Here is an 18,718-nt window from a genome sequence, read left to right on the forward strand (position 1 = left end):
GATCACCCATGGCCGTCTATATCGTCACCGGCAAGCTGGGTGCTGGCAAAACCCTGCTGTGCATTCTCAAGATCCTGGACTACCTCAAAAGCCGTCGCCGCGTTGCCGTAAACGTCGATGTGAAAATGGACAAGCTGTGCAGGGCCGATAACAAATACTCGCGCCTTGTCCGCCTGCCTGACCTGCCATCCGCTGCCGATCTGACCGGCCTGGGCTTTGGCCACGATACCTACGACGAAGAAATGTTCGGCGGGATATTCCTCGATGAGGCGGGCGTATGGCTCAACTCCCGCGACTGGAATTCCGGTGGCCGTACCGACCTGCTGAAGTTCTTCCTGTTCCTGCGCAAACGCCGCTGGGATCTGTGGCTGTGCGTGCAGAACGTCAACGTCATCGACAAGCAGATCCGCGAATCCATCGCCGAACACGTGGTGTACATCAACCGCTGGGACAAGCTGAAGATCCCTTTCATCTTCCGCTTGCCGGGGCGAATCCTGACCCTGGGTATCTGGAAGGGCAACCTGCCGAAGCTGCATCAGGCCATCGTCAAATACGGCCCGAAATTCAACTCGCCCAAGGTTGAGGATTGGTTCTATCAGGGCAAAGAGTTCTACAGCTATTACGACACCACCCAGGAATACAACAAGGACTACGACAAAGGCTCGTACTCCATGCTCCCGCCCGGCTACTGGCGTCGTCGCCTCCCGCCATCACCTCGCGATCTGGGGTTTCTCATGCGCACCACCAAGATCTTTTTCCGCCGTACTCGGGTGGTGAACGCCTTTTTCCTGGGCGGCTTCATCACCCTGATCTGTTCGCTGCCAGTCTTCGCCGCCATCGCCTGGATCCGCATTCCCAGCGCTGTTCCCGAGGCTGTACCTGCCATCGAAGCCAAAGCCCCGGAAAAGGCCCTGGCTGATGAATTCCCCGGTCTGCGCATCGCCTCGTTTGGGCGCATGTCTGGCCAGGTTGTTTACGTCTTCGCTGATTCCACCGGCAACCGCATCCGCTCCGAGGATCTGCAGGCTCGCGCTATCGCCATCGAGCAACGCGGCCCCCGGGAAGCTCTGTTGGTGCGCGGTACTGACTCTCTTTCTGTCTACAGGTAATAGGCCATGGCTAAACGTCGCTGGTTCTCCGTTGTGCTGATCACCCTCGCGCTCAATTCATCCTTGGCCCGTGCAGCCGCCGAGAAGATCGAGCTCTACGACTCCACCCTGCAGGACTTCGTCGAGTGGGTGGCAGTGATGCTCAACAAATCGGTGGTGGTGGGCTCCGATATCCGCTCGGCGCCGATTTCCATCTTCGCCACCTTCGATGGCCCCGAGGAACTGGAACAGCTCCTGGAAAACGCCGTCCTGTCTTCTGGCTTCCACTACTCCAAAAGCTCGAGCGCGATCCGTATCAGTGCGCGGCCCATTCAGGAATCGCCGGTACTGATCACCGAGGTCATCCAGCTCCAGCACCTGCAGTCCGACTTTGCCGAACAGTCCGTCCGGGATGTGCTCAGCTCCCGCGCTGATCGCACCACCGAGAGCAGCGCAACCGGTCAGGTGCTGGTCACGCCGTCGCCCACGTCCAACGCCCTGATCGTCACGGCCACACGTCAGCAACTGGACGCCATCAGGGAGGTGGTTACCGAAATCGACCGGCCACGGCGGCAAGTTCAGATCACCGCTGTGGTCGCTGAGCTCTCCGACAATGACTTCGAAGCGCTCGGCCTCAACGCAGCCGCTGCATCCGGCCGACTCGATATCAACGGTACGGCGGTTCGCCCCTCCGACCGCTCCGATCTTGGCTTCAGCCTCACGTTCTCAGGCCCGACCATATCCGCCTTCCTGCAGGCGGTGCGCACCAGTAGCAGCAGCAAGCTGTTATCGACCCCTCAGCTACTGACCCTCAACCGCGAATCTGCCTCCATCGTTGTCGGCCAGACCGTCCCGTTTATCACCGGCCAGACCACTAGCGGATCCACACCGGCATCAGATCCGTTTCAGACCATCGTTCGCGAGGATGTAGGCGTCACCCTGCAGGTAACCCCATTCATCACACCCGCCGATGCCATCGAATTGCAGGTGAGTCAGTCCGCCTCAAGCATTTCGAGCGACATCACCGCGGCGGACATCATTACCAATACACGCAAGATCCTGACCCGTATCCAGCTCAAGGATGGTCAGGGGGTGTTGCTGGGCGGCTTGCGATCACAGCAGAACGACCGATCGGTAAGTGCAGTGCCGATCCTGGGCGATATCCCGTACCTGGGGCGCATCTTCCGATCGGAGTCCACCCGCGTGCGCACCACCAATCTCGTGGTGCTCATAACCGCCCGTATCCACGGCATGAACGATGTGGAGCTGATTCCTGATGACGCGAAACCATGGGTGGATATGTCGCTCTGGCAGGCGCCCGGCGGCGGTTTGGACGCAGTCCGAGACTCCGCCGGGCGCGCCCAGAGCGCCCGGTGACGTCCCTGTAACACGTCAGATAAATCAGCTTGGAAGTGGCCATTACTGGCCAATAAAGGGAAAAACACATGAGCGTTAAAGACCAGCGACGGATTGACCGAGCAACCGGCTTTGAGAGCAGCACGGGTCGTCTCTTCATGGATGCTGCATCGGCAGCACTCACCGACCTTTCGGGTGTACGCCTGCTGCGCTGTGGCGTAGATACCGTGCGCCAGTTGTACCGGGGCCTGATCCGCCCTGACATCATGTGCCTGTTCGAGAAGCCCGGCACCATGGTCGAATTCGCCGGCCAGATCTGGCACTCGGGGCGTGTCAGCAAAGACTCTGGCTACCAGTACAAGCTCCAGAACGCTGACCTGGGCATCATCCTGCTGGTGAAGAACTTCAACGCCAAGATCGACGCCATCGGCGCTCACCTGAAAATCGAAGTCTCGCCCCATGCCATCGACGCCCTGTCGCCTGAGCGCCTGCAAGACCGTATGGATTATTACGCCTCGGCTGTCCTGACCCATCGCGAAATCAACCAGTGCGCCGTCCACCTGGCTTTAGATCTGCAAGGCTGGAAACCGCCTGTGGATCTGGTTGCCCGCATGCACTGCCGGGCACGCACCCAACGCGACATTTCCGGCATCAACGAAATCAACTGGACGACTAAATCCAGCACCTATGGACGTGGCGAAACCTTCATGTTCGGTTCGGCCAGTGGTGTGCAATTGGCGATCTACAACAAGACTGAGCAGGCCCGGGCTACTGACAAGCTCGACTACTGGGAAAGCGTCTGGAAGCGCCGCGACAGCTTCGATCCTCAAGATCCGGACAACTACGACCCTGAAGCCGATGTGTGGCGTGTAGAGCTGCGCTATCACCACTCTGTCATCCAGCAATTTGCCAGTGGCTCAATCGATCTGAAGTCCGGCGCACTGATCGACACCAGCTCCTTTGCCGCCTTTGCGGGGCATCTGGACGGCCTTTGGCGCTATGGCCTCCGTCAATTCAAGCTGCTATGCCGTCCTGGCTATTTTGAGCCTATCTGGACGCTGATCCGTGAAGACGTGCGCGTAGATCTGCCGGTGGATTCGCTGCTTGATGACACCGAATACAAACGTTACTACAAGACCTCGCGTGGCTTCTCCGGCAAGAACGTGGAGCTGTTCCTGGGAAACTTCGTAAGCCTGCTGGCAAGGGAAAAGGTGGGCGCAAAAAAGGCGTTTAAGACCTTGCAGCAATGGGACTGCTGGCCGGTCATTCGCGATCACTACGCCGCCAAGGACATGACCCAGGACGATCTTTATAAACACATCAAGGATCTGCTGCAGGAACGCCATGTGCGATGGGGTAGAGCGGTCTGATGGCGATACTGCAATTGCCTGACGGTCGCTGGAAGGTCGATGTTGAGCCCATCAAGGGCAAGCGCTTCCGCAAGACGTTCAAGACCAAGGGTGAAGCCCAACGCTTTGAGGCGTCGTGCCGCGCCAAGCTGGTCGACAACAAGGATTGGTCACCCAAGCCCAAGGATAAACGTCGGCTCTCTGAGCTCATGCAGCTCTGGTATGACCTGCACGGCCATTCACTTCGATATGCAGCCGGGCGACTGCGCAAACTGCTCTATCTGGCCAAGCGCCTGCGCGATCCCGTGGCGATCCGACTCGACCCGCACATCTATGCGAATGACCGCCGTTTGAGGATGGAAGCTGGCACGTCACCCAAGACGCTGAACAATGAGCTCGGTTACCTGCGTGCGGTTTACAACGAGCTACGCGGCTTGGGCGTCATCGACTACCCGAATCCGTTGGAGCTGGTGAAGCCCTTACGTGTCCAGGAACGTGAGCTTTCCTGGCTGACAAATGAACAGATATCCGAGCTGTTGCAGGCGATCCGGACTGGCTGCGATAACCCGCACGTCGAAGTCATCGTGTTGATCTGCTTGGCCACTGGTGCTCGATGGTCGGAGGCCGAAAAGCTCAAGCCTCATTCGGTGCGAAACCGGGTTGTCACGTTCAGCGGCACCAAAAGCGGCAAGGTGCGATCAGTGCCTATCTCTGCAGAGCTTGAAGCCAAGATTATTCGCCACTGGCGTGAGCATGGTCAGCCTAACTCGGCCATCACTGCATTCCGCCGCGCCTTGGCCCGGACGACCATCAAGCTACCGAAGGGGCAGGCAGCACACGCACTTCGCCACACCTTCGCTAGCCACTTCATACAGAACGGCGGAAACATCGTCACGCTGCAGCGCATCTTAGGACATTCGAGTTTGGCCATGACCATGCGTTATGCGCACCTAGCGCCGGATCATCTTGTTGACGCTATCCGTTTGGGGCCGTTGAATGTGACTAAGCTTCTCCGATAAATTTGTTATCGTTTCCTTCGGGGGGGATGAAGCCAAGTTTGTTATAAGTCGGAAAATTGAAGGTGGCTTTTCCTTTCAGACTTTTTACTTCATCTTCTACTGAGTTTTCTAGTTCTTTTTTTACGCTGTTATGAACTTTGAACATTTCTTCATTTGTTTCTTCTAACGTCTTTCTTAGGGCTGTAACTGCTGATCCAAGTGCTGGGATTTTACCAAGTTCTTCCCATAGATAATTCTGTATGAAATTTATTAGGAACTCCCAGCTGCTATTGATGTGGAAGTAGGAGCCCTTCTTGCAGCTACGGAGGGTTGAGATCATCCGCTCTAGCGCCCGTTGCATTGAGTTGCTGTCTATCTCGCCGCTCTCAAGGATAGACTCTAGTATTCTGATGATTTCTTGAAATAGCTCGTTAAGCCTGCTCTCTTTCTTATATTTTTCGAATATTGCGTCGAAGTCTAATGCGTTTTTGTGTGTGCTGCCGAACCAGTCGTGATTATGGATAGGCTCGATCAGAGGAATAATAGCTTGAAGGAAGTTATATGCCTCAACTGAGGGATTGTTGTTGTAGATTTGTAGGCGCTGACATAGTGGTTGCAGCCAGTTGGGCTTATCAGGGGCGGTAAGAAGTGAGCTAAGTGCAGCAGCTTCTTCGAGTGCTTTTTTTGCGTAATCGACTTTTTTCTGGATGTCTTCACCGACTAGTGCCTTTTGAAGGCGAATCAAAGATTTTATCAGTGAGTCGTGTTTGCTCTTGATTAAGCGTACGAAAGCTTCGGTGCTGGACTCTGTCATCTATACGTTTCCCAACTGACTGGGTGTCTCTGATTGGGATTATTGCGCTATTTCGACACTTTTTCGACACCCAAAGAAAAACCCCTGACTTTCGCTAGGAAAATCAGGGGTTTGTTTGGTGGAGCCGGGGGGATTTGAACCCCCGTCCGCCAGTTCTCCACTGTCGGTACTACATGCTTAGCCGTGTCTATTGAGTTAATCCGCAGCCGCCCGACGGGCAGGGTGCTTTGGACGAGTTGTGTAAGTTTTAGCCACTTCGTCCACAACGTACTACGCGGCGATCCTGTTCTGCATGACAATCACTTCGGGTTTACAGGCATCCCCTGGTGATCGCTGGAGCCGAAGCTACCAGAAGGACTAGTCGCGCCGCTTACGCAGCGAGAGCGTAGCCCTCGTAGTTTTCGTCATTGGCAACTATAGAAAGTTGCAACAGTGGATTTACGACTTCTGTTACCAAGTCGGCATGCACCTCGAGCTTCGCTACCGGCGTCGAATCCTAATCGGCCCCAAAAGCGTGCAAGGTTTGTAGTGTACGCCAAAGGTCAGATGGAGTCGACCGGCATGCACTGCGCCTGCTGAATCAGGCCAGCACTGCGGCTGGCCTGATTCGTATCAGTTGGTTGCGCCGCTGCCATCGTCGCCCGGTGCATCGAGCAGTTGCAGGGCACGTTCGGCGTGGGTGCCACAGGTTTGCAGGTCGCCTGCGGATTGCGCTTGCAGGGCTTGTTCCTTGGCTTCTTCGACCTGGCTCTTGAGGGGCTCACCTAGAGTGGCTTTGGTTGCCATACTATCGTTGAGCTTCTGCAGGTTGACGGTGCACAGGTCATCGGCTGCGAAGGCTGGTGCGGCCAGTACGGCGGCAATGACGAACATGGATACGCGCTTCATGTGGTAATCCTCTCATCACGAATAGGTTCCCGGTGCCGCCCTGGTTGAGGGTGAGGAGAGCCGGGAGCGACCAACCCAATCATTTGGGCGTACTGAAGCTGACTGGCCTTTCGTGACGACGGTTCAGTGTTTTTCTGATGGCGCAACGCCTGCATCAAGTTGGTGCAGGCACATCCAGCGGATCGGCATGTACCAGCACTTCGGCCTGGTCGAACTCGGCGCGAATCGCCATCTCGACCTCCTCGCACAGGGCGTGGGCGCTGGACAGGCGCAGTTCGCCTGGCAGCTCCACATGCAATTGCACAAACCAGTGGGTGCCGGAAAGACGGGTGCGCAGATCATGCACGCCGAGCACGCCGGGCACTGCGCAGGCCAGCTCCTGCATGCGCGTGCTGACTTCGGGGGCGAGCTCCTGATCCATAAGCACGCCGACGGATTCACGGGCGATACTGATGGCGCTCCACAGGATGTAAGCGGCAATGGCGATGGCGAACAACGCATCGCCTTGTTGCCAGCCAAGGTAGGCGAGTAGCAGGGCCAGCAGGATGCTGCCATTGAGCAGCAGATCGGAACGGTAGTGCAGCGAATCGGCATGGATTGCCGTGGAACCGGTGCGGCGAACCACGTGGTGCTGGAACAACAGCAAGGCGACGGTCAGCGCCATGGACAGCAGCATCACCGCGATCCCCAGGGCCTGTGCGCTCAGTGGCTCGGGCTGGCGCAGGCGTTCGACGCCCTGCACCGCAATCAGCACCGCACTGGCGCCGATGAACAGCGCCTGGCCGAGCCCTGCTAGGGCTTCGGCCTTGCCATGGCCGTAGCGATGATCTTCATCGGCGGGGCGCAGGGCGATGTTCACGGCGATCAGGTTGAGCAGTGAGGCGGCGCTGTCGAGTAGCGAGTCGGTGAGGCCGGCGAGCAGGCTGACCGAGCCGCTCGCCCACCAGGCGATGGCTTTGCACAGCACCAGGATCAGCGCGACGCAGAGTGCGGCGGCGGTGGCCTGACGCATCAGACGGGCGTGCTGGCGGTCGAGGGTCATGGGGCGTCCATGGTGTGCGGCGAGGGGCAAGCCCGTCGTCTGCGACGGGCTGCCGGAGTGGATCAGGCAGCGGGGCGCAGACCGTAGGCTGCCAGCTGTTCGCTGCTGCCGCTGTGCTGGATCAGGCGCGGATCGTCGAACGGCAGGCTGTGGCCGGTCTGGGTTTCGATCAGGGCCTTGAGCTTGGCGGTGTCGATCTTGCCGTCAGCATCCACCACTTCCTGCAGGGACTGCGGATCGACCTGGGCATTGAGGCCGCCTGGCAGGTAGATGGCGCCAGTGGCGAAGTCGATGCCAAAGGCGATCAGGCCGGGAATCACGTAAAACAGGATACCGATGGCATTCAGGCCGACGATCAGCGGGTCGACGCGGCCTTCGATCTGCCCGCGGCGATCCGGATAGAACAGCGTGCCGCAGGCGGTGAGTTGAGTGAACAATGTAACGGCGAGAACGCCGCCGATAACACGGGATTTCGTGCGCATCGAGCACCTCCAGAAAAAGTGGACGCCACTATAGCAAGGCGTGAATTGCAAAGCTGCTGTGGCGCAGCGAATACGCCGCTTCCGATGCCATCTGACCGACGAACCCGGAAGGCGGTTCGCCGTATAATCGCCGGCCGATGATGGAGCCTTGATGAATACCCTGCCGATCGATTCCCTGCTGCCCGATTTGTGTCGCGCTCTGGCCGAGCGTGACGAAGTGGTGCTTGAAGCACCACCCGGTGCCGGCAAGACCACTCGCGTACCGCTGGCCGTGCTCGATCAGCCCTGGCTGGCCGGGCAACGCATCATCATGCTCGAACCCCGGCGTCTGGCCGCGCGTGCTGCAGCGGAGCGGCTGGCCAGCGAGCTCGGCGAGACGGTCGGTGAAACCGTGGGTTACCGCATCCGCCTGGACAGCAAGGTTGGCCCGCGCACGCGTATCGAAGTGGTGACCGAAGGCATCCTGGCGCGACGGCTGCAGGATGATCCGGCGCTCGAAGGCGTGGGGCTGGTGATCTTCGATGAATTCCATGAGCGCAGTCTGGATGCCGACCTGGCCCTGGCACTGACCCTCAATGGCCGGGCGATGTTTCGCGGTGCCGACAGTGGCGAGGCGCCGCTCAAGGTGTTGCTGATGTCGGCGACCCTGGAGGGCGAGCGCCTGGCCGGCTTGCTCGACGATGCGCCAGTGCTGCGCAGCGAGGGACGCATGTACCCGGTGGACACGCGCTGGGGCGCGCCCTGGCAGGCCGGCGAGTGGCTGGAGCCCAAGGTGCTGCAGACCGTGTTGCAGGCCTTGGCCGATGAGCCGGGCAGCCTGCTGGTGTTCCTGCCCGGCCAGGCCGAGATTCGCCGGGTGGCCGAGCAACTGGGCGAGGCGCTGGCCGGGCGATCCGATGTGCGCGTTTGTCCGCTACATGGCGAGTTGGAACTGTCGGCCCAGCGTGCGGCCATCGAGCCGGCGCCGGCCGGGCTGCGCAAGGTGGTGCTGGCGACCAATCTCGCCGAGACCAGCCTGACCATCGATGGCGTGCGCGTGGTGGTGGACGCCGGCCTGGCGCGGGTACCGCGTTTCGATCCGGGCAGCGGCATGACGCGCCTGGACACCCAGCGTATTTCCCGAGCCTCGGCGACGCAGCGTGCCGGCCGTGCCGGGCGGCTGCAGCCGGGCGTGTGCTACCGGCTATGGTCGCAGGCCCAGCATGAACAATTGCCGGCTTATTCCTCGGCGGAAATCCTCCAGGCCGATCTTGCCGGTCTGGCGTTGCAACTGGCGCGTTGGGGCGTCGAGGTGGACGAACTGGTCTGGCTCGATCCGCCGCCCGCCGCCGCATATGCCCAGGCCCGGGATCTGCTGCAGCGTCTGGGGGCTCTCGATGCCCGAGGCGTGCTTACCGCCCACGGCCAGGCCATGGCCGAGCTGCCGGCGCATCCGCGTATCGCGCATCTGTTGTTGCGTGGTCAGGCCCTTGGCCTGGGCCTGCTGGCCTGTGACCTGGCGGCACTGCTGGGTGAGCGCGACATACTTCGCGGCGGCCAGCGAGGTGCCGGCGCCGACCTGCACAGCCGACTGGCCTTGCTTTCGGGGGAGAGCCGGGCAGCGCGAGGCGCTCAGCGGAGCGCCGACCGAGGTGGCGTGCAGCGAACCCAGCAACTGGCTCGCCAGTTCCAAGGCTACCTGCGGCGCGTGCCGGTCAGCGAGGCGGTGAGCGACCCCGAGCACGGCCGCTGGCTGGGTGCGTTGCTGGCCTTCGCCTACCCGGATCGCGTCGCTCGGCAGCGTCGTGGGGGAGGCGCCGAATATCGCCTGGCCAATGGACGTGCGGCGCTGTTCAACGAGGCGGACGCCTTGATGAAGCATGCCTGGCTGGTGGTCGCCGACCTGGGCAGCCGCCAGGGACAGCGCGAGGAGCGCATCTACCTGGCCGCCGAGCTGGATCCGGAATTGTTCGAGACGGTGCTGGCCGAGCAGGTGACCACTCAGGATCTGCTCGAATGGGATGAGCGCGAAGGCGTGCTGCGTGCCGAGCGGCAGCGCAGGGTGGGCGATCTGGTGCTGTCCAGCGAGGCGCTACCAGGGCTGGACGCCGAGGCGCGCACGGCTGCGCTGGTCGCCCTGGTGCGCCGCAAGGGGCTGGCGCTGCTGCCGTGGACGCCCGAGCTGCGCCAGTGGCAGGCGCGGGTCATGCTGCTACGCGGGCTGGATCTGCAGGCGCAGGCGAGCAGCGAATGGCCGGACGTTTCCGACGCGGCGCTACTCGCCAGCCTGGAGACCTGGCTGGCGCCGTACCTGGGCAAGGTCACCCGGCTGAGCCATTTCGCCAACCTCGATCTGTCGTCGATGCTGCAAACGCTGCTGCCCTGGCCCTTGCCCCAGCGCCTGGACGAGTGGGCACCGCGCAGCCTGCCGGTGCCCTCCGGTTCGCGTATCGGCCTGGATTACAGCGAACACCCGCCGGTGTTGGCAGTGCGCCTGCAGGAGTTGTTCGGCCTGGCGCAAACGCCACGCATCGCCAATGGCCGACAGCAGGTCTTGCTGCATCTGCTGTCGCCAGCGCGCCGTCCGGTGCAGGTGACCCAGGATCTGGCCAACTTCTGGGTCAGTACCTACGCCGAGGTGAAGAAGGATCTGAAGGGGCGCTACCCGAAGCATTACTGGCCCGACGATCCGCTGATCGCCGAGCCTACGGCACGGGCCAAGCCGCGCAAGACCTGACGCCGATCAGCCCAGGCAGCGGGTCACATGCTTGACCGACTGATAGGCGGCCAGTCCCCAGGGGCCCAGTTCGCGACCGATGCCGCTGCCCTTGGTGCCGCCCCAGGACGTTTCGACGAACACCGCCTGGATCGAGTTGATCCATACATGGCCGACTTCCAGGGCGTCGGCGACGCGCTCGGCGCGCTGCAGGTCGGCGCTGGCAACGGTGGCCACCAGGCCGAAGCGGCTGTCGTTGGCCAGTGCCAGGGCCTGCTCCTCGGTGTCGAAGCGTCTGGCACAGAGCACCGGGCCGAAGATTTCCTGTGTCCACAGGCGGCTATCGGTCGGTACGTCGGTGTAGAGCGTCGGGGCGACGAACCAGCCGGGGCGTTCCAGCGTCGAGCCGCCGCTGGCGCAGTGCAGCCCTTCTTCACGGGCAATGGCGAAGTATTCGGACACCTTGTGCCATTGCGCCTCGCTGGTCAGCGGGCCCATGTCGACCGCTTCGCTGAGCGGATTGCCGATACGCAACGTGCCCAATGCCTCGGCCAGACGGGGCAAGAGGGCATCGGCGATGCCATCCTGCACCAGCAGGCGCGAGGTGGCCGAGCACATCTGCCCGGCGTTCCAGCAGATACCGGCGACTATCCATTCCACGGCCTGGTCGAGGTCGCAGTCATCGAACACCAGAATGGCGGACTTGCCGCCCAGCTCCAGGGTCACGGGACGGCAATGGGCGGCAGCGCTGCGCATCACCAGGCTGCCGACCGCGTTGCTGCCGGTGAAGGACAGCTTGTCGAGGCCGGCATGCTCGCTCAGTGCCGCACCGATTTGCGCCTTGCCGCCGACGATGTTCAGCACACCGGCCGGCAGGCCCAGGGCATCGGCGATCTGGCCGTAGGTCTGCTCTATCAAGGGAGTGACTTCCGACGGTTTCAGCACCAGGGTACAGCCGGCCGCCAGGGCGGGGGCGAGCTTCCAGGCGCTGGTCACCAGGGGGAAGTTCCAGGGCACGATCAGCCCGACCACGCCGACGGGCTCAAGGCGCGTGCGCGAGGAAAAGCCCGGCGTAGCCAGGGCGATGTCACGGTTCTGCTGCGGCAGGCCTTCGGCTTGCTCGGCGTAATAACTGAAGGTGGCCACGGCATCGTCGATATCGATTTCGGCCTCATGGCGCGGCTTGCCGTTGTTACGCATCTGCAGGGTGACGAGTTCGTCGCGGCGCAGGCCGATCTGCTCGGCGAAGCCGCGCAGGTAGCGGGCACGCTCCCGGGCGTCGAGGTTTTTCCAGCCGGGCAGCGCCTGGCGGGCGGCGGCTACGGCCTGATCCACCTGGGCGGTGCTGGCCGACAGCAATTCGGCGAAGGGTTGGCCGAGGGACGGATCGAAAACGCTGAGGATGTCGGCGCCTTCGCCAGCGACCCAGCGGCCATCGATGTAGTGAGGTGTGTTCATGGCAGTGCTCCAACAGCCGCGCCGGGCGCGATGGTGAAAGTGGGATTGGTCTGATGCCGATCAGATGAAGTTATTTCCCTTCTCCCACTACGGATGCTTGCGTTCGTTGTAGGAGCAAGGGGGCACCTAACCTTGCCGGCGATAGTAGTGGTGGAACTGCCTCGCGCTGCGACGAAGGTTTTTATCGCTGGCGAGCCAGCTCCTACGGGCGCTCATTGGCTCTTGTCAGGGCGCGAACGGCGGTGCCTCGGCGATCTCGATGAGCAATGGCCGATCACTCGGCGCCTCGTGCAGCAGGGCCTGCAGATGTGCGTGATCGCGGGCGCGCTCGGCCAGGCAGCCGAAACCACGGGCGATAGCGAGGAAGTCCGGGGTGTAGATATCCACGCCCAGCGGGGTGATGTCGCGGCGTTGCATATAGCGCTTGATCTCGCCGTAACCCTGGTTGTTCCACAGCAGCACGATGATGCCGACCCGCGCTTCTACGGCGCTGGCCAGTTCCGGCAGGGTGAACTGGATGCCGCCATCGCCCATCAGGCTGATCACCGGGCGTTGTGGTTCTGCCAGCTTGGCGCCGATGGCCGCCGGCAGGCCGTAGCCCAGGGTGCCGTAGCCGGTCGAGGCGTTGAACCAGCGGCGCGGGCTGTCCAGGTCGACCAGATGGTTGCCGCTGTACACCGTCTGGGTCGAGTCGCCGACGAAGCGCGCATCGGGCAGTGTCTCGAGGATGCAGTCGAACAACTGGCGGTAGTGCGCCCAGCCGCTGAAATCCTCGGCCAACTGCTGGCGAGCCGCGGCAGCACGCCGGGCGCCAGCACTGTCGTCACTGCCGATGCGAGTCGGCAACTCGTTCAGCAGGGCGCGTATGGCAAGGCCCGCATCGCTCTGGATGGCGATGCTCGGAGGGTGATTGCGGGTGAGTTGCTCGGTGTCGATATCGATGCGGATCAGTTCGCCGCCAATGCGGAAGTTGCCATCGAAGACCACGTCGTAATCGGTCTCGCCCAGTTCGGTGCCGATCGCCAGCACCACGTCGGCCTCCAGGGCCAGTTGCCGTACCGGCAGCAGCGATTGATTGCTGCCGAGCAGCAACGGGTGCTGCGCCGGCAACAGGCCCTTGGCGTTGATGGTCAGTGCGGTGGGCGCATCCAGCGCTTCGGCCAGTTGGCGAACCTCATCGGGCAGCGCCACGCAGCCGCCACCGATCAGCAGCAGCGGGCGACTCGCCGAGCGCAGGCGCTGCGCTGCCTGCTGAATCAGTTGCAGTTCCGGGCCTGGGCGCGAGGTGACCACGCGCGGTTGCACCTGCAGGTGGTCGGCAGGGGCGGTAATGATGTCCAGCGGCAGTTCGATATGCACCGGGCGCGGCCGCTGGCCGTCGAATACGGCGAAAGCGCGGGCCAGCACGGCGGGCAGCTCCTCGACGCTCATCAGGGTGTGGCTGAAGGCGCTGACGCCGGCGACCAGGCCGCGCTGGTTCGGCAGTTCGTGCAGGTAGCCGTTGCCCAGGCCGAGTCGCTGGCGCTCGTTGACGCTGGAGATCACCAGCATGGGAATGGAGTCGGCGTAGGCCTGGCCCATGGCGGTGGCGATGTTGGTCATGCCCGGCCCGGTGATGATGAAGCACACGCCGGGCTTGCCGCTCACCCGCGCATAGCCGTCGGCCATGAAGCCGGCACCCTGTTCATGGCGCGGGGTGATGTGGCGGATGCCGCTATCGGGCAAGCCGCGGTACAGCTCGACGGTGTGCACGCCGGGAATGCCGAACACGGTGTCGACGCCCCAGGCCTGCAGTTGCTTGACGAGGAATTCTCCACAGGTGGTCATGCTGTTGTCCTTGTGGTGGATGACGCAATGCCGGCTCTTCGGGAGCCGGCACTCGATGGATAGTGGTCGTTGTACTCAGGCCAGGCTGGTCGCTTGCGCCGGGCGCCGGCTCAGCAGGCTGACCACGACGAAGCTGAGCAGAGCGATGGCCAGGCTGTAGTAGATCGGCGTGTTGGCCTCCATACCGTCCCTGAACATGAACACCAGAGCGGTGCCACAGCCCAGGGCCATGCTGGTGATGGCGCCGGCGGTGGTTGCGCGCTTCCAGTAGATGGCGCCCAGCATGGGGATCAGGATACCGCCGACCAGCAGGTTGTAGGCCAGGGTCAGGGCGCCGATCACGTCATTGACGATCAGGGCGATGACCAGCACCAGCAAACCGGTGAGAAAGGTGAACAGCCGTGCCATGCCCAGGCTGGACTGGCGACCGCCACGCAGCCTGGGCAGCAGGTCTTCGGTCAGCGTGGTCGAGGCGGCGAGCAGGCCGGCGCTGGCCGTGGACATCATCGCCGCCAGCGCTGCAGCGATCACCAGGCCGCGGATGCCATCCGGCAGGGCGTTCTGGACGATGGCCGCGAAGGCGTTGTTGGCGTTGTCCAGTTCCGGCAGCAGCACCTTGGCGCACATGCCGATCAGCGCACCGACCAGGCCGTAGATCACGCAGTACACCCCGGCCAGGCTGCCGGCTACGCGGGCCACGTTCTCGCTGCGGGCGGTGAACACGCGCTGCCAGATGTCCTGGCCGATGAGGATGCCGAAGAAGTAGATCAGGAAGTAGGTGATGATGGTGTCATAGCCGATGGTGGTCAGGCTGAAGGCACTGCCCGGCAGCTTCGCCACCAGCTCGTCCCAGCCGCCGACGCGGTACAGGCAGATGGGCAGCAGCACGAACATCAGGCCGACCGTCTTGATCACGAACTGCACGATGTCGGTGAGGGTCAGCGACCACATGCCGCCGATGCTCGAATACACCACCACCACGGAGCCGGAAAGCAGGATGGCGACCCAGAAGGGCAGGTCGAACAGCACCTGCAGCACCGTGCCGCTGGCCAGGGTGGACACCACGGCGATCATCAGCGCGTAGGCGAACATCACCACGGCGCTAGCCTGGCGCGCCATGGGCGTATAGCGGCGTTCGAGGATCTGGGTGACGGTGAAGATGCGCAGCTTGAGCAGCGGCTTGGCCAGGAACAGATTGAGCACGATGATGCCGGCGCCCAGGGCGGCGCACAGCCAGAACCCGGAAATGCCGTGCACGTAGCCCAGGCGCACGGTGCCCACGGTGGCGGCGCCGCCGAGTACGGTGGCGGCCATGGTGCCCATGTAGAAGGCAGGGCCGAGGTTACGCCCGGCCACCAGGTAATCTTCCTGATTGCGTGCGCGACGCATGCCGTACCAGCCAAGCAATAACATGCCGGCGGCGTATATGAAGACAACGGAGATATCCAGGATCATGGTCTTGTTCTCATTTTTCTGGCGTTGATCCGGGCGAGGTTGCGCCCGGGGTTTGCGGTGTGATCGCGGCGTTGGTCAGACGGTTTCGGCGTTGCTCGGAACCCGTGGCGCGGCACTTTTCAGGCGTGCCCAGCGGGGGCCTTCGGGGCCATAGACTTCGGCTGGTTCGGGGAACAGGTTGAGCAGCATGAGATAGAGCACGCAGGCCATGCCCAGGGTGATCGGCAGGCTGATATCGATACCTCCAGCCAGTTCGCCCAGCGGGCCGACGAACTGGCCGGGCAGGTTGACGAAGCACAGGCCCGTCGCCGCGCTGGGAATCCAGGCGCCCAGGCCGCGCCAGTTCCAGCCATGTCGGAACCAGTAACGGCCACCGCGCTGGCCGCGGGTGAACACCTGCAGGTCATCGGCGTGGTAGAAGCCGCGGCGCACGATCAGGCCGAGGATCATGATCACCATCCACGGGCTGGTGCAGGTGATGATCAGCACGGCGAAGGTCGACACGCTCTGCACCAGGTTGAAGGTGAAGCGGCCGATGAAGATGAAGGCGATGGCGGCCACGCCGATCAACAGTGTGGCGCCCGCGCGGCTCATCAGGCGCGGGAACAGGCTCGACATGTCCAGGCCGGTGCCATACAGCGCGGTGGTGCCGGTGGACATGCCGCCGATCACGGCGATCAGGCACACCGGCAGGAAGAACCAGGTCGGTGAAATGGCCAGCAGACCACCAACATAGTTGTTGGCCTCGATGTACTGCGGCGCCTGGCTCGCCACCAGGGTGGCGGTGCACAAGCCGAACAGGAAGGGGATCAGGGTGCCCGTCTGGGCGGCCAGTACGGCCAGCATGATGCGCCGCTTCGGTGTTTGCCGCGGGATGTAGCGCGACCAGTCACCGAGGAAGGCGCCGAACGATACCGGGTTGCTCATGGCCAGGATCGCCGTGCCGATGAACGCCGCCCAGAAGCCCGGCTGATCGATGCTGACGCTACCGGCGAAATCCGCATCGAAGTGACCGGCGAAGGCGAAGATGCCGAGCAGGAACAACAGGCTCGACGCCCACACGGCGATCCTGTTGACCCATAGCATGAAGCGGAAGCCGTAGATGCACACCACCAGCACCAGTAACGCGAACAGGCCGTAGGCCAGGCCCAGGGTCAGGTCGTTCTCGGGCAGCCCGATCAGCCGTTTGGCGCCGCCAACCAGGGCATCGCCGGAACTCCACACCGACAGCGAGAAGAACGCCACGGCGGTGAGCAGCGAGAGGAAGGAGCCGACGATGCGCCCGTGCACGCCGAAGTGGGCGCCGGACGAGACCGCGTTGTTGGTGCCGTTCAGCGCACCGAACAGGCCCATGGGCGCGAGGATCAAGGCGCCCACCGCAACGCCGAGGATGATCGACCACATGCCGGCCTGGAAGGACAGGCCGAACAGAACCGGGAAACTGCCCAGCACCGAGGTGGCGAACGTGTTGGCGCCGCCGAAGATCAGGCGGAACAGATCGGTGGGGCTGGCATCGCGTTGGTCGTCGGGAATCTGTTCGACACCAAAGGCTTCGATACGCGTCTTGTGACTCATGTGTTTCTCCAGCGCCTGTCACGATTTTTATAAGATCGGCGCAAGTACGCCGACCTCTTTATTCACCCCCGACAGTCATCGGGTGGTGGTGCATTGGCAGTGCGGCATGGCCGCGAAGAGCCAGTCAGGCTCCAATACCCGCAAGGGCGGTGTATATCCGGCAGGCAGGCTTCGGATGGCCCGCTCGTGCCGCTGTCGGATTAGCTCGCGCTTGGCGCCGACAGGTGTTCATGACAGGCCAGCCAGCGGCCGTCGTACCAGTGGAAAACGATGCTTTCGCGTTCCTCCAGCTGCAGCTCCTGATCAGCGATCTGGAGCCGCGTGGACACATCGTGGATGAAGATCGCCATATCGCCGTGCAGGCTGACGCTGGCGTTGCTGGAGCGACAGTTCAGCACGGCAAAACCCTCGGCCTGCCACTGCGCCCACAGCGCTTCGTATTCATGGCGCGAGTGCAGCGGCTGGGGCAGGGTGTGAAAAACGAACGTGGCGTCCTCGCTGAAACAGGCGAAGTAACGCGCCGTGTCGTTGCTGGCAAAGGCGCTTACCAGGTCAGCGGCCGCCTGGCGAACATCGGCTTCGCGGCTCATCTGCGGGTCACGCCGGGCAGCACGCAAAGCATCTCGTAGAGCAGGTTGGCACCCAGCAGCGCGGTATTGCCGGTGGTGTCGTAGGGCGGCGACACCTCGACCAGATCGCAGCCGATCAGGTTCAGGCCCTGGCAGCCGCGGATGATTTCCAGCGCCTGGATGGTGGTCAGCCCGCCGACTTCCGGGGTGCCGGTGCCTGGAGCCCAGGCCGGGTCGATGCCGTCGATGTCGAAGGACAGGTACACCGGGCCGCCGTCGACCTTGGCACGTACCTCTTCCATCAGCGGCGTCAGCGAGCGATGCCAGCATTCCTCGGCCTGCACCACGCGAAAGCCCTGGCGACGGCTCCAGTTGAAGTCATCGGCGGTGTAGCCCTGGGCCCGCAGACCGATCTGTACCACGCGGTCGCTGTCCAGCAGGCCTTCTTCCTGGGCACGGCGGAAGGTGGTGCCATGGGCGATCTTCTCGCCGAACATATGATCATTCACATCCGCATGCGCATCGATGTGCACCAGGCCGACCTTGCCGTACTTCTTCTTGATCGCCCTCAGGATCGGCAGGGTCAGGGTATGGTCGCCGCCCAGGGTCAGGGGAATGATGCCGCGCTCGAGGATGCCATCGTAGTGCTGTTCGATGATGCGCACGGCATCGAGCAGGTTGAAGGTGTTGATCGGTACGTCGCCGATGTCGGCCACGTTCAGCGAGTCGAAGGGCGCGGCGCCGGTGGCCATGTTGTAGGGACGGATCATCACCGACTCGGCGCGGATCTGCCGCGGGCCGAAGCGGGTACCGGAACGCAGGGACGTGCCGATGTCCAGGGGAATACCGACGAAAGCGGCGTCGAGCTTGGCGAGCTCTTCGGGTGCTTGCGCATGGGGCAGGCGCAGCATGGTGGCGATGCCGCCGAAGCGGGGCATTTCATTGCCGCCCAGGGGTTGGTGCAGGGTCTTGTCCATGGGTAGGCCTCAGGCTCGTTCTGGTTGTGGCCGGATTCTTGACCAGTCAGGTGTCGGGAAGAATCGGCAGGGGCAAAAACTTAGTTCAGGATTGTTTGAACTTATGGCGCGATCTGTTCCTGGGAAGATGTAGGGCGGGTGCAAC

15 protein-coding genes and 1 other RNA gene are annotated in these 18,718 nt (G+C 62.5%); 5 read left to right on the top strand and 11 right to left on the bottom strand.

Features of this window, described 5'->3' with window-relative positions:
• Nucleotides 1-8 precede the first annotated feature (8 nt).
• The 4 genes from DNK10_RS18800 to DNK10_RS18815 all read left to right on the top strand — a co-directional run bounded on the left by DNK10_RS18800 (nt 9) and on the right by DNK10_RS18815 (nt 4,812).
• The gene (locus DNK10_RS18800; RefSeq protein ID WP_131192605.1) at nt 9-1,109 is read left to right on the top strand and encodes a zonular occludens toxin domain-containing protein; all 1,101 of its coding nucleotides are present in this window, start codon (nt 9-11) and stop codon (nt 1,107-1,109) included.
• Nucleotides 1,110-1,115: 6 nt separating this feature from the next.
• Nucleotides 1,116-2,465 carry a type II secretion system protein GspD gene (locus tag DNK10_RS18805; RefSeq protein WP_131192606.1) on the top strand — a complete coding sequence of 450 codons (1,350 nt, stop codon included), beginning with the start codon at nt 1,116-1,118 and terminating at the stop codon, nt 2,463-2,465.
• Nucleotides 2,466-2,533: 68 nt separating this feature from the next.
• Complete coding sequence (locus DNK10_RS18810; protein ID WP_131192607.1) at nt 2,534-3,814, top strand: hypothetical protein; 1,281 nt, start codon at nt 2,534-2,536, stop codon at nt 3,812-3,814.
• Nucleotides 3,814-4,812, top strand: coding sequence for a phage integrase (locus DNK10_RS18815; protein WP_131192608.1), 999 nt, complete (start codon nt 3,814-3,816; stop codon nt 4,810-4,812). Before DNK10_RS18810 ends, DNK10_RS18815 begins: the two co-directional genes overlap by 1 nt.
• Here DNK10_RS18815 and DNK10_RS18820 read toward each other — a convergent pair.
• The 5 genes from DNK10_RS18820 to DNK10_RS18840 form a co-directional block, all read right to left on the bottom strand.
• The gene (locus DNK10_RS18820) at nt 4,796-5,605 is read right to left on the bottom strand and encodes a hypothetical protein (RefSeq protein ID WP_131192609.1); all 810 of its coding nucleotides are present in this window, start codon (nt 5,603-5,605) and stop codon (nt 4,796-4,798) included. The genes DNK10_RS18815 and DNK10_RS18820 overlap by 17 nt on opposite strands.
• A 116-nt stretch (nt 5,606-5,721) precedes the next feature.
• Nucleotides 5,722-6,113, bottom strand: a transfer-messenger RNA (tmRNA) gene (ssrA, locus tag DNK10_RS18825).
• A 104-nt stretch (nt 6,114-6,217) separates the two neighbouring features.
• Nucleotides 6,218-6,493: a hypothetical protein gene (locus DNK10_RS18830; protein ID WP_131180270.1), complete on the bottom strand. Its 276-nt coding sequence runs from the start codon at nt 6,491-6,493 to the stop codon at nt 6,218-6,220.
• A gap of 154 nt (nt 6,494-6,647) precedes the next feature.
• Nucleotides 6,648-7,535: a cation diffusion facilitator family transporter gene (locus DNK10_RS18835; RefSeq protein WP_131192610.1), complete on the bottom strand. Its 888-nt coding sequence runs from the start codon at nt 7,533-7,535 to the stop codon at nt 6,648-6,650.
• A 62-nt stretch (nt 7,536-7,597) separates the two neighbouring features.
• On the bottom strand, nt 7,598-8,017 hold the full coding sequence (locus DNK10_RS18840; RefSeq protein WP_131192611.1) for a polyribonucleotide nucleotidyltransferase: 420 nt from the start codon (nt 8,015-8,017) through the stop codon (nt 7,598-7,600).
• A gap of 151 nt (nt 8,018-8,168) precedes the next feature.
• Here DNK10_RS18840 and hrpB point away from each other — a divergent pair, with 151 nt between their 5' ends.
• Entirely contained in the window at nt 8,169-10,733 is a 2,565-nt protein-coding gene (gene hrpB / locus DNK10_RS18845) for an ATP-dependent helicase HrpB (protein WP_131192612.1), read from the top strand.
• Between the two features lie 6 nt (nt 10,734-10,739).
• On the opposite strand, the gene DNK10_RS18850 is transcribed toward hrpB, so the two are convergent.
• The 6 genes from DNK10_RS18850 to speB form a co-directional block, all read right to left on the bottom strand.
• A complete protein-coding gene (locus DNK10_RS18850; protein WP_131192613.1) occupies nt 10,740-12,170 on the bottom strand; it encodes an aldehyde dehydrogenase family protein in 1,431 nt (476 codons plus the stop codon).
• Nucleotides 12,171-12,395: 225 nt separating this feature from the next.
• Nucleotides 12,396-13,997, bottom strand: a complete 1,602-nt coding sequence (locus tag DNK10_RS18855) for a 5-guanidino-2-oxopentanoate decarboxylase (protein ID WP_131192614.1) — start codon at nt 13,995-13,997, stop codon at nt 12,396-12,398.
• Nucleotides 13,998-14,072: 75 nt separating this feature from the next.
• A complete protein-coding gene (locus DNK10_RS18860; protein ID WP_131180276.1) occupies nt 14,073-15,452 on the bottom strand; it encodes a sodium:solute symporter family protein in 1,380 nt (459 codons plus the stop codon).
• 75 nt (nt 15,453-15,527) lie between these two features.
• On the bottom strand, nt 15,528-17,027 hold the full coding sequence (locus tag DNK10_RS18865) for a purine-cytosine permease family protein (protein WP_131192615.1): 1,500 nt from the start codon (nt 17,025-17,027) through the stop codon (nt 15,528-15,530).
• 200 nt (nt 17,028-17,227) lie between these two features.
• On the bottom strand, nt 17,228-17,617 hold the full coding sequence (locus DNK10_RS18870; RefSeq protein ID WP_131192616.1) for a YybH family protein: 390 nt from the start codon (nt 17,615-17,617) through the stop codon (nt 17,228-17,230).
• Nucleotides 17,614-18,573: an agmatinase gene (speB, locus tag DNK10_RS18875; RefSeq protein ID WP_131192617.1), complete on the bottom strand. Its 960-nt coding sequence runs from the start codon at nt 18,571-18,573 to the stop codon at nt 17,614-17,616. The genes DNK10_RS18870 and speB overlap by 4 nt, the downstream gene beginning before the upstream one ends.
• Nucleotides 18,574-18,718: the final 145 nt, after the last annotated feature.

Source organism: Phytopseudomonas daroniae, from assembly GCF_004327275.1.
In the GTDB taxonomy this organism is placed as follows: Bacteria; Pseudomonadota; Gammaproteobacteria; order Pseudomonadales; family Pseudomonadaceae; genus Aquipseudomonas; species Aquipseudomonas daroniae.

Bases quoted from the DNA above. Each gene is read 5' to 3' on its own strand.
- DNK10_RS18850 (WP_131192613.1), bottom strand. From the start codon at position 12,170: ATGAACACACCTCACTACATCGATGGCCGCTGGGTCGCTGGCGAAGGC.
- DNK10_RS18820 (WP_131192609.1), bottom strand. From the start codon at position 5,605: ATGACAGAGTCCAGCACCGAAGCTTTCGTACGCTTAATCAAGAGCAAA.
- DNK10_RS18855 (WP_131192614.1), bottom strand. From the start codon at position 13,997: ATGACCACCTGTGGAGAATTCCTCGTCAAGCAACTGCAGGCCTGGGGC.
- speB (WP_131192617.1), bottom strand. From the start codon at position 18,573: ATGGACAAGACCCTGCACCAACCCCTGGGCGGCAATGAAATGCCCCGC.
- DNK10_RS18840 (WP_131192611.1), bottom strand. From the start codon at position 8,017: ATGCGCACGAAATCCCGTGTTATCGGCGGCGTTCTCGCCGTTACATTG.
- DNK10_RS18865 (WP_131192615.1), bottom strand. From the start codon at position 17,027: ATGAGTCACAAGACGCGTATCGAAGCCTTTGGTGTCGAACAGATTCCC.
- DNK10_RS18830 (WP_131180270.1), bottom strand. From the start codon at position 6,493: ATGAAGCGCGTATCCATGTTCGTCATTGCCGCCGTACTGGCCGCACCA.
- DNK10_RS18810 (WP_131192607.1), top strand. From the start codon at position 2,534: ATGAGCGTTAAAGACCAGCGACGGATTGACCGAGCAACCGGCTTTGAG.
- DNK10_RS18800 (WP_131192605.1), top strand. From the start codon at position 9: ATGGCCGTCTATATCGTCACCGGCAAGCTGGGTGCTGGCAAAACCCTG.
- DNK10_RS18815 (WP_131192608.1), top strand. From the start codon at position 3,814: ATGGCGATACTGCAATTGCCTGACGGTCGCTGGAAGGTCGATGTTGAG.
- DNK10_RS18860 (WP_131180276.1), bottom strand. From the start codon at position 15,452: ATGATCCTGGATATCTCCGTTGTCTTCATATACGCCGCCGGCATGTTA.
- DNK10_RS18835 (WP_131192610.1), bottom strand. From the start codon at position 7,535: ATGACCCTCGACCGCCAGCACGCCCGTCTGATGCGTCAGGCCACCGCC.
- DNK10_RS18805 (WP_131192606.1), top strand. From the start codon at position 1,116: ATGGCTAAACGTCGCTGGTTCTCCGTTGTGCTGATCACCCTCGCGCTC.
- hrpB (WP_131192612.1), top strand. From the start codon at position 8,169: ATGAATACCCTGCCGATCGATTCCCTGCTGCCCGATTTGTGTCGCGCT.
- DNK10_RS18870 (WP_131192616.1), bottom strand. From the start codon at position 17,617: ATGAGCCGCGAAGCCGATGTTCGCCAGGCGGCCGCTGACCTGGTAAGC.